This is a genomic window from Tsukamurella soli, assembly GCF_039541155.1.
Lineage (GTDB): Bacteria > Actinomycetota > Actinomycetes > Mycobacteriales > Mycobacteriaceae > Tsukamurella > Tsukamurella soli.
The window spans coordinates 1-5,724 of sequence record NZ_BAABFR010000177.1 but is presented as its reverse complement, the minus strand read 5'-3'; the positions used below and the strand labels follow the sequence as shown (position 1 = coordinate 5,724).

7 protein-coding genes are annotated in these 5,724 nt (G+C 72.3%); 2 read left to right on the top strand and 5 right to left on the bottom strand.

Going from position 1 to position 5,724, the window contains the following annotated elements; translation table 11 throughout:
• Together ABD908_RS26445 and ABD908_RS26440 are read right to left on the bottom strand one after the other, a co-directional pair.
• A partial coding sequence (locus ABD908_RS26445) for a hypothetical protein (protein WP_345001745.1) occupies window positions 1-206 on the bottom strand: 206 nt, incomplete at its 3' end.
• Between the two features lie 81 nt (window positions 207-287).
• Window positions 288-869: an HhH-GPD-type base excision DNA repair protein gene (locus ABD908_RS26440; RefSeq protein WP_345001742.1), complete on the bottom strand. Its 582-nt coding sequence runs from the start codon at window positions 867-869 to the stop codon at window positions 288-290.
• Window positions 870-1,020: 151 nt separating this feature from the next.
• On the opposite strand from ABD908_RS26440, the gene ABD908_RS26435 reads away from it, so the two are divergent.
• On the top strand, window positions 1,021-1,803 hold the full coding sequence (locus ABD908_RS26435) for a crotonase/enoyl-CoA hydratase family protein (protein WP_385924413.1): 783 nt from the start codon (window positions 1,021-1,023) through the stop codon (window positions 1,801-1,803).
• A gap of 16 nt (window positions 1,804-1,819) precedes the next feature.
• Here the strand turns inward: ABD908_RS26435 and ABD908_RS26430 are convergent, their stop codons facing one another.
• From ABD908_RS26430 to ABD908_RS26420, 3 genes are all read right to left on the bottom strand, one after another.
• On the bottom strand, window positions 1,820-3,169 hold the full coding sequence (locus ABD908_RS26430) for an APC family permease (RefSeq protein WP_345001736.1): 1,350 nt from the start codon (window positions 3,167-3,169) through the stop codon (window positions 1,820-1,822).
• 78 nt (window positions 3,170-3,247) lie between these two features.
• Window positions 3,248-3,916 (bottom strand): response regulator transcription factor, encoded by a 669-nt coding sequence (locus tag ABD908_RS26425; RefSeq protein WP_345001733.1) that lies wholly within the window; start codon window positions 3,914-3,916, stop codon window positions 3,248-3,250.
• The gene (locus tag ABD908_RS26420; RefSeq protein WP_345001730.1) at window positions 3,906-5,087 is read right to left on the bottom strand and encodes a sensor histidine kinase; all 1,182 of its coding nucleotides are present in this window, start codon (window positions 5,085-5,087) and stop codon (window positions 3,906-3,908) included. Before ABD908_RS26420 ends, ABD908_RS26425 begins: the two co-directional genes overlap by 11 nt.
• A gap of 172 nt (window positions 5,088-5,259) precedes the next feature.
• Here ABD908_RS26420 and ABD908_RS26415 point away from each other — a divergent pair, with 172 nt between their 5' ends.
• A complete protein-coding gene (locus ABD908_RS26415) occupies window positions 5,260-5,526 on the top strand; it encodes a hypothetical protein (protein WP_345001728.1) in 267 nt (88 codons plus the stop codon).
• The last annotated feature ends 198 nt before the right edge of the window (window positions 5,527-5,724 follow it).

Here is a 5,724-nt window from a genome sequence, read left to right as displayed (position 1 = left end):
GTCGGATGCGCGACGGTAGGCGCGCCGTCGTCCTCCGCGGCCGCGGTGGGGCCGGCGGCGGGCGTGATGACGGTGTCGGGCGCCGCCTTGCCTGCATCGGGCGCGGGCTGGCGGGGCTCGTGCGCGGCAGCCGGGGTGATGACGGTGTCGGGCGTCTCCGAGACGGCCGGCTGCGACTCCGTTTCGTCGCCGTCGGGATGCGTCATTGCGCGGTTCCTCCCAGAACTGCTCTCACGGCTTCGTGCCCTCGTGTCTGAAAGTGGTCGTCACGCCGATCGGGGTCGCCGTCACTCGGCGGCCGCCTTCGCCTTGGCCTTCATCTCTTTCTTGTACGCACGTACCTTAGCCAGAGACTCGCCGTCCACCACGTCGGCGACCGACCGGAACCCCGGGCTCCCGTAGTCGCCTACTGCGTCGGCCCAGCCGGCCGGCCGCACACCCAGCTGCTTGCCCACGAGCGCAGCGAAGATCTTCGCCTTCTGGGCACCGAAGCCGGGCAGCGCCTGGATGCGTCTGACCAGCGCAGCTCCCGATGGTGCCTCGGTCCAGATCCGGGACGCGTCACCGTCGTACTCGTCCACCACGATGCGCGCGAGCGCCTGCAGACGCGCGGCCATCGCCCGACCGTAGCGGTGGATCGCGGGCGGGGTGGTACACAGCGCCTCGAAGGCGACGGGGTCGGCCTCGGCGATGGCGTGCGGGTCGATGCTGCCGAACCGCTCGAGTACCTTGGCGGGACCGGCGAACGCGCGCTCCATGGGGAACTGCTGGTCCAACAGCATCCCCGCCAGCAACGCGAACGGGTACTCGCTGAGCACCGCGTCGGATGCGGGCTCCTGCGTGATGCACAGCGCGGGCGTCGTGGACATGCCGTGAGCTTACCGACCGGACCCGTGACGGCGGGCGGCGGCGCGATGGTGTAGCCGGTCGCCCGCGCGCCCCGGCTGGCACGACGGCGCGCCCGATACGCTGGCCGAGGAACTCCAACTTCATCAGGCGAGGAGCAGACGGTTGTCGAACATCGATTACGACGTGCAGGACCAGGTGGCGTACGTGCGCCTCAACCGGCCGGACAAGCACAACGGCCTGACGCTGGACATGCTCGACGACCTCGCCAAGGCTGCCGATCGCGCCAAGCGCGACCGCAACCTGCGGGCCGTGCTGCTCACCGGTGAGGGGCCCTCCTTCTCCTCGGGGCTGGACTTCGCGTCGGCGGCGAAGGAACAGCGCCGCCTGCTGATGAACTTCGTGCCCAAGCGGACGTCCGCCGCCAACAACTTCCAGGCCGCCGGCTGGGCGTGGCGCAGCGTGCCCGTGCCCGTGGTCGCCGTCGTGCACGGCCACTGTTACGGCGGCGGCCTGCAGATCGCGCTGGGCGCCGACTTCCGGTTCGCCGCCGCGGACGCCGACTTCTCCATCCTCGAGGCCAAGTGGGGCCTGATCCCGGACATGTCGCTGTCGGCGTCGATCGCCCAGCTCACCACGATCGACATCGCGAAGCGCCTGACGATGACGGGCGAGGTCTTCTCGGCTCAGCAGGCGCACGTATGGGGGCTCGTGAGCGAGGTCGCCGTCGACCCCCAGGCTCAGGCTCTGACGCTGATCGCCAAGATCAAGGAGCGCTCACCCGATGCGGTCGCCGCGTCGAAGGCGCTGTTCGAGAACACCTGGTACAGCGGCTCGCGGCTGTCGTTCCCCGTGGAGCAGGCACTGCAGTTGGGCCTGTTGCGCGGCGAGAACCATGCCATTGCGCGCACCGCCGCGATGAACCGGGAGACCCCGGAGTTCATCGACCGCCACTGAGCCGCCGAGGCGGCCGTCACCGGCGCCGGCGCGCACCGACCTCGCGTACCGCGACGATGGCGAGGCCGACCACCAGCCACACGATCCCCACGGTCTGGGCGGTGTGGTCGGCATACCACAGCACCGCGGCCAGGCAGGCGATACCCGCCGCGGGCACGGCGATGTGCACCAGCCACCGGCGCTCGTCGTCGCCGCGGAAATACCCGAGCACCGACACGTGCAGCAGCAGGAACGCGCTGAGCGCGCCGACCGACACCGTGGACGAGAGCACGTCGAGGCCGTTGTCGGCATGCGCCGCCCACACCGCGAGGACGGCGGTCACGGCGGTGACGCCCACCAACGCGACGACGGGCACGCCGCTGCGCGGGTGCACGCGGCTGAGCACGTGGGGCATGCGGCCGTCGCGCGCCATGGCCATGGTCACGCGGCCGCCGGCGGCGAGCCCGACCATCCCCGAGAAGGTCGCGCCGACGGCCTTCGCGTAGCTCAGAGCGGTCGCCGTCCACGGCGTCACCTGGGCTCGCACGGTGTCGTAGTACAGCGTCCCCTGTTCGCTCGCGTGTGCGGCGAGATGCGTCGGGGTGGGCACGGCCAGCACCTCGGCGACGTACGACTGGAGGAGGAAGAGCACGCCGGCGAGCGCGAGACACGCCACCATCGCGCGGCCGACCAGACGGCTGCCGCCCGCGGTCTCCTCGGCGAACGTCGCGATCGCGTCGAATCCGAGGTAGGCGAGCGCGGCGACGGACACCGCGCCGATGATCGCGGTCGGGGCGAAGCCGCCGACCCCCGTGAACGGCGTCAGCAGGCCGCGCGTCGCGTGGCCCCGCCCGATCTCGACGAGCGCACCGACCACCGTGACGGCGAGCGCGAGCAACTCGAGCGCCACTACGGCGAGCGCCGCCCGTGCGAGCGCGCCGACGCCCACCAGGTTGAGCACCGTCGCCACCACCAGGCCGACGGTGGTGAAGGCCCACGCCGGGATGCTCGGCATCGCAGAGTGCAGCGCCAACCCCGTGAACAGGAAGGCCACGCTCGGGATCAGGAAGTAGTCGAGCAGCACCATCCAGCCGGCGATGAATCCGGTGCGGGGCCCGATCCCCGCCGTGGCGTAGGAGTACACCGACCCGGCTCGCGGGACGGCGCGCGACATCTGCGAGTACGACACCGCGGTCAGGCCCATGACCACCGTCGACACGATGTAGACGGCCGCCGCTGCGCCGTGGCTCCGCGCGTCGAGGGGGCCGAGGATGCCGACGGCCGCAGCCGGGCCGATGAATACCAGACCGTTGCCGATCAGGTGCCGCAGCCGCATCACCCGGTGCAGGGGCGGGTCGGTGGCGACGGGGGCTGCGGTGGCGGACACGGTTGGCTCCATCCCTCGGATCGGCGGACCGGACGAGCGTATCCAGAAGCCGCGCAACCCGTCGGACCGCGGTCCTGTTCAGCCCTGCCGCGGCCGCACGAGCCCGTGGTCGAAGGCGAAGACGATGGCCGCGGCGCGGTCGCGGACGCGCAGCTTGGCGAAGATCGAGCCGATGTGGCTCTTGACCGTCACCGTCGAGATCACCAGTTCGGCGGCGATCTCGTCGTTGGACAGCCCGCGTCCGACGAGCGCGAGCACGTCTACCTCGCGGGTGGTGAGGCGCTGCGTGGCCACGGGCGACGCAGCGGGCACCGGCGCGGCCCGATAGGCGTGCAGGACCCGGCCGGTCACCGCGGGGTCGAGGACGGCGTCGCCGGCGGCCACCAGCCGCACGGCGCGGATCAGCTCCTCGGCCGGCGAGTCCTTGAGCACGAACCCCGCGGCGCCCGCCCGTAGGGCCTCCGACAGCAGGTCGTCGTCGCTGAAGGTGGTGAGCACCAGGACGGGTGGCGCGCCGTCACGCGTCCCGAGCCGCCTGGTGGCCTCCATCCCGCTGACCCGCTTCATCCGCAGGTCCATCACCACCACGTCGGGGGAGTGTGCGGCGACGGCACCGGCGACCTCGTCACCGTCGGAGCACTCGCCTACGACATCGAAACCGTCCTTTCTCCGCAGGATCCGGCGCAGCCCGGACCGCACCAGCTCCTGGTCGTCCACCAGGAGCACGCGGATCGGCTCACCGTCCATGCGTCGCCGCCCCGTTCGCATCGAAGCCGGCCGCAGGGAACGCGGCGTCGACGCGCCAGGCACCGTCGGCGGGCCCGGCGCGCAGCGTGCCGCCCACGCTCTCGACACGGGCGCGCATCCCCGCGAGGCCCGAACCGCCCGGCCGGCGGTGCGTGTCCGGCGGGACGGGGTTGCACACCCGGACCGCGAGCGACCGCCCCCGCTCCGGCCCGACGGTGACATCCACGCGCGCTCCCGGGGCGTGTTTGACGGCATTCGACAGAGACTCCTGCACCACCCGGAAGGCCGCGAGTTCCGTTGCGCTGGTGAGTGTCTCGTCGGGTCCACGGTACCGCAGCGCGACCACGGATCCGGACCGGTGGAACGACGCCACCAGCTCGGGCAGGTCCGAGAGCCCCGGCTGGGGTCCGTCCGGGGTACCGTCCGCCCGAAGCAACTCGATGGTGCGGCGCACGTCCGTCATCGCCGCGCGGCCCTGCTGCTCGGCATCTCGCAGCGCGTCGACGGCCTCGTCGCGGGCGTCGTCCGACTCGAGCGCGCGCCGGGCCGCGGTCACGTTGAGGAGCACGACCGACAGCGAGTGGGCCACCACGTCGTGCACCTCGCCCGCGATCCGTGCGCGGTCGACCGCGGCCTGCGCGGACTGCGCCTGCCGCTCCGACCGCAGCAGCAGGAGTTGGTACTGGAGCAGGTAGCCGACGGCCGCGCCGAAGCACACCATCACGGCGAACAGCCACGCCTGCGGAACGTGCCCGGCTGCCCCTTGCACCACGACCGTGGCCTCGAACGCCGCCAGGTGCGCGACGGCGCGGCGCGGCGGGTTCACCGCGGCGGCGGCGGTGGCGCCGAGGACGAGGATCAGTGCCACCACGTCGGTGTGCGCCGGCACCAGCCAGTACAGCGACGAGGCCGCGATGAGGAGCACCGTGTGCAGCGTGATCGACATCTTCGCCTTGCGCAGCAGACACGCCACCGTCGGGACGGCCGCGAGCGCGCACGCCAGCGCCAGCCACAGCCACTGCCACCCGTGCGGCCCCGCGAGTACCCGGGGTATCACCGCGGCCGCCACCAGTGCGAGCAGGCCCGCGTCGGTGATGAACATGTAACTCGGCGGGTACTCGTATCCGAGGAGCGCGAACGCGCGGCGGTACCGCGCCTCCAACCAGCGCATCCATCGAGTCTATCGGCGCGGCCGGGGCGGCGCCTCCGCCTACGGGAGGATCCCACTCCACCCGCAGGCGGGCGGTGAAGTTCCACCTCAGGGCCGCTGACCTGCGCCGATCGACTCCGTAGCGTCGTTGTACATCACCCGGAACACCGGGTTCGAGGGTAAGGAGCACGACATGTGGTGGATCGCGATCGCGCTGCCGGTGGCCTTGGCGCTGTGGATGCTGTTGGAGAAGGACCCCGTCGACTACCGCGCCCAAGAGATGCGACGGGCGGTGGCCGCGCGTGGTGCGGACCGGGCCGCAGCGGCCCGCCGGGTCCGGTGGGCGCGGCGCCGCCTGGCATGGTCCGCCCAGACGCAGGCGGCGGCGCGGGCGCTGCACCGTGGTCCCGCGCGTGGGAGCGGTCGCCGGTCGGAGCACGGCCTGGCCGGGGCCCATTGAACGGCGGCCCGGGCACACTGAGAGGAGAACCGAAGTGACGAGGACTCTACCGACCCCAGGAGACGAGATGACATCGCTGATCGCACGTCCGGTCGCCACGGTGGCGCACGTCCGGTCGGGCCTGAGTGCGGCGCTCGCGCGTCGGCTCGGGTTGCCGGCGGCGGCCTGGCACCTGCGCCCCGAGGCGGCCGCGAGCGG

Bases quoted from the DNA above. Each gene is read 5' to 3' on its own strand.
- ABD908_RS26440 (WP_345001742.1), bottom strand. From the start codon at position 869: ATGTCCACGACGCCCGCGCTGTGCATCACGCAGGAGCCCGCATCCGAC.
- ABD908_RS26425 (WP_345001733.1), bottom strand. From the start codon at position 3,916: ATGGACGGTGAGCCGATCCGCGTGCTCCTGGTGGACGACCAGGAGCTG.
- ABD908_RS26420 (WP_345001730.1), bottom strand. From the start codon at position 5,087: ATGCGCTGGTTGGAGGCGCGGTACCGCCGCGCGTTCGCGCTCCTCGGA.
- ABD908_RS26415 (WP_345001728.1), top strand. From the start codon at position 5,260: ATGTGGTGGATCGCGATCGCGCTGCCGGTGGCCTTGGCGCTGTGGATG.